This is a genomic window from Dehalococcoidales bacterium (assembly GCA_028716225.1).
GTDB lineage: Bacteria > Chloroflexota > Dehalococcoidia > Dehalococcoidales > UBA5760 > UBA5760.
On sequence record JAQUQE010000093.1, the window covers coordinates 1 to 3,764 of the forward strand.

Consider the following 3,764-nt stretch of genomic DNA (forward strand, 5'->3'; position numbering starts at 1 on the left):
TCCATCAGACATTGCCGAAAACTCGGCAAAAGCAGATATTCCTGTGCTTGGATTTTCAACTCTCGCGCTTACACTCCCATCTACTGTTTTTTTAATATGTAAATCTAGACTTGGGCTCGCCGTCCCGATGCCGATGTTGCCAGTATCGGCTTGAACGACCAAGCTATTGGTATCCACGATGAGTCCGTGGGCGAAAGTAGAAGTAGCCGATGAAATAGTGGTAGTAGCTATGCCATCAGTACTAAAAGCTCCGCTGCCTATGACCGTCAACTTGCTCGGGGGGTTCGTCGTCCCGATACCGACGTTGCCAGTATTATCAATTACTAAATCAGCGGCTCCGTCTGCACCAGCAATAACTAAAGCATCTGCAGTCCCACTCCCGGTAATATCATTAAATATTTCCCATTTTCTTACGGTATTCTGATAAAATTCTAACCTGGAATCAGTCGATTGCCTATCGATGCGAAGAACTCCGTTCACTTGTAAGGCAGTGGTTGGCGTCGTCGTGCCAATACCCACATAACCCGAAGAGAGTATCCTCATCCTCTCTGTATTGTTGGTAGCAAAGTAAATATCGTCTGAGGCTGTGGCAGAAAGAGAGCCTGCAGCTACCTCTATCTTCAAATCTCCGGTGGGGGGATCAATGGTACCTACGGTTATCTTTCCATACCCTCCTCCGACTAAAAGTTCTGAATCGGAGGATGTTCCAAAACTAGTATTGCCAGCCACAGTAAGCATATATTCCGGCGTCGTCGTACCGATGCCGACGTTGCCTCCCTCTAAAATAGTAAATCTAGGCTGCGTTCCGTCCTCCCAAATTGAAAAACTATTACTAGCTGCTGCGCTATTTAAAAGCTGCCACTGCAATCCAGTCCCGCTGACTAATTCTAAACCGGAAAATCCGGCAACCGTGCTCCTTATTAATCCTGCCACCTCCAAAGCAGCGGCCGGGGTTGTTGTACCAATACCGATGTTGCCGTTACTCCCAATGTAAAACAAATCTGAGGTGCTATTTCTAACATAAAAAGCGGGTTCACTGACAAGAGTTCCATCAGTATCAATTATAACTCCATATCCAGTAGAAGAATCTTGCTCAAAACTTGCTATATATTGACCCCCTCCATTGCCACGGACATCTAACATTTCTGAAGAAATAGCAACATCAGCTCCAATTTGTAAGTTTGCCTGTGGACTTGCGGTGCCTATACCAACATTGCCATTCTCAGACACGTAGAGATTTGACGTGCCTACGGCCAAAGTGCCGGACGTCGTAGTAGAGTTAACTGTTAAGTTGTCAAAAGTACTGGAGGCGGAAGTTAAACCGTAGGTAAGGTTCAAGCTTCCGAAGGTAACGCTGTCTGTGGTTCTAACTGGCTGATCCATGGCGTACAGCTCATTGTCTCCGTGGCCTGTGTTGACTGTAGCAAAAGTAACAGCGTCAATCGTTTGAACATCCTGGTTCATTAAATAGACCTCCGTGGCTCCTTGTCCGGTATTTATGGTGCCGCTTAATACCAAATTGCCAGAACCCCAGATATTGCCCTGAGCGGAAAAGTCAGCTGTAGTGGTGGCAGCTCCGGTAATGGTAGTGTTGCCGGTAAAAGCAATGGTTGTTCCCGTAGCCATTAAGTTACCCGACGAATCAAAAGCCAATCTAACAGTTGAACCGTGAATGAGGGAGTATTCCCCGGCTGCAGCAAAGGTTTCTGTCAAAGAGCCTGCCGAAGTAATGGCTATATTCCCAGAATTTAAAGTTTTAATTGTTAAATTTTGAGAGTCTGCTTGAACAGTTAAGGCTCCTCCTGACACCTGCCACGTAGAGGCTGCAGATCCAGTGAGGTTAAGAGCCCCTGTAGCCCTGATGTCGTCAGTATCAATAGTAATGGTTCCCCCAAAGGTGCCTGTGGCAGCATATATGTTAGCCCATCTGTGGCTGGGAGAGCCCAAGGTATATGTAACGTCTGAGGCAGGATAGATGTTGCCTGCCGTTCTCAGGGGGCTGGCCAGCTCCAAGGGGCCGGAGACAGTAGAGGTGGCAGAACCGTAAAGAACGATATTGCCAGAACCCAGTATATTGCCCGCCACAGACAGCTTGCTGCTGGGAGTTGAAGTGCCAATGCCCACCTTGTCTGTAAAAGAGTCTACGTAAAGAGTGTCTGTGTCTACAACCAAGGAGGAATCCAAGGTAGTGGTGGCTGTAACATGGAGGGTGCCCGTTACCTCGGTATTGCCGGTAATATCCACTGTGCCTGTAATATCAGCTCCTCCGGAGGTGACGTAGAGTCGGTCTGTAGTGGTAACGTTGCCGGTGACGCTCACGCCTCCGGATATAATGTCCAGGACCTGGGTGCCTCCGGAGGTGATGATAATGTGGTCTGAGGTTTCAGCATCAATGGTTTCTCCGGTGGCCAGGGTGATTTTACCTCCGTCTATCTGGATGTCCCCTTCTATCTGAAGGTCGGCTACTGCTCTTCCGTCTGCATTGGTGACAAGAACGGTAGTGGCTCCAGAAGAAGTAGCGTTGATGGTGATGTTGCCTGAATACTGGAGGGTGTCTGTATCCACTCTGCCAGATACCACCAGGTTGCCGGATTCATCAATGTAGTTGGCTGAGGACTGGAGCTCCAGGTTGCCTGTGGGGTTTAAGGTGAGCTTGCCGGAACCAGAGATAGTCTGGTCTCCGAGGAAGCTTAAGTCTCCGTCTATCATGGCGTTGCCGGTTACAGCTAGTTTGGCTGAGGGGGAAGAGGTGGCTATGCCGACGTTGCCCGCAGGATTCAAGAGGATGTCCCCTGCTCCGCCGGAGGAGAGAGTGAGAGCTCCGGCTGAAGATATGGCTCCCGTGCCAGAGAGGTATAATGGGAAGTTAAAGTTAAACCTGTCATATCCTGCGTCCCAGCTAAAAAGAGCATGAGGGGTATCCGAGCCGCGGTAGAATCTTAAGGTGGAGGTGGCGTCAGAGGCAGCGTCGCTGTTTATGGTGAACATCTCAGCTATAGTGCCGGCTATGGAAGAAGATGCAGCTAAAATATTGTTTGCATAAACATTGTTTACATATATATTGGCCCAGTCGTAGGCGGGAGAACCAATATCGCTAACCTGCGGAGAAGAAGGCATTATATCTCCAGATAGGGTTACATAGTCTCCGGTAACGGTTATATTCCCCGTACCGACAATATTGCCTACGACAGTTAAAGCTTCTGTAGGCGTAGTAGTGCCGATACCCACTTTGCCGCTATCTGTAACCACCAAAGCGGGGGTCGTTGTCCCCACAGTCAATAATCCCGTAGGCGTAGTAGTGCCGATACCCACAGAGCCGTAACCGATTCCGGATTTTACGTAAAGCACGGGGGTATTGCTGTCAGTGCTGGTGCCTACAGCCAAATCCCCCCAAACGTCGAGAAGATATCTCGGAGTCGAAGTCCCCACCCCCAAAACGCCGTTAGCGTCTCCGTCCCTGTTGGTTGAGCCCACCAGCTTATTCACCCCACTTCCTATATTAATATTCTCCACTGCCGGACTACCGTGGAAGTTGTTTCCCTGAATTACGAGGGATTCTAAATAGGAAGCGTTGATGAAGTAATCCGCATCGGTAGGACCGAAATAGTTATTTAAAATATTGACTGAATAAGAACTTGGGCTGGAGTGGCCTATCTGAACGACAGAGCTATTGTCGTCAAAGGAAGATTCAAAATAGTTGCTTGTAATGTTGGCTGACACCACGAAGCTGGCGCCGCTTGTTGCCATGGCAATGGCCGTGGTGT

At 48.9% G+C, this 3,764-nt stretch carries 1 protein-coding gene; it reads right to left on the reverse strand.

Going from position 1 to position 3,764, the window contains the following annotated elements:
- A partial coding sequence (locus tag PHI12_13965; protein ID MDD5511892.1) for a hypothetical protein occupies nucleotides 1-3,764 on the reverse strand: 3,764 nt, incomplete at both ends.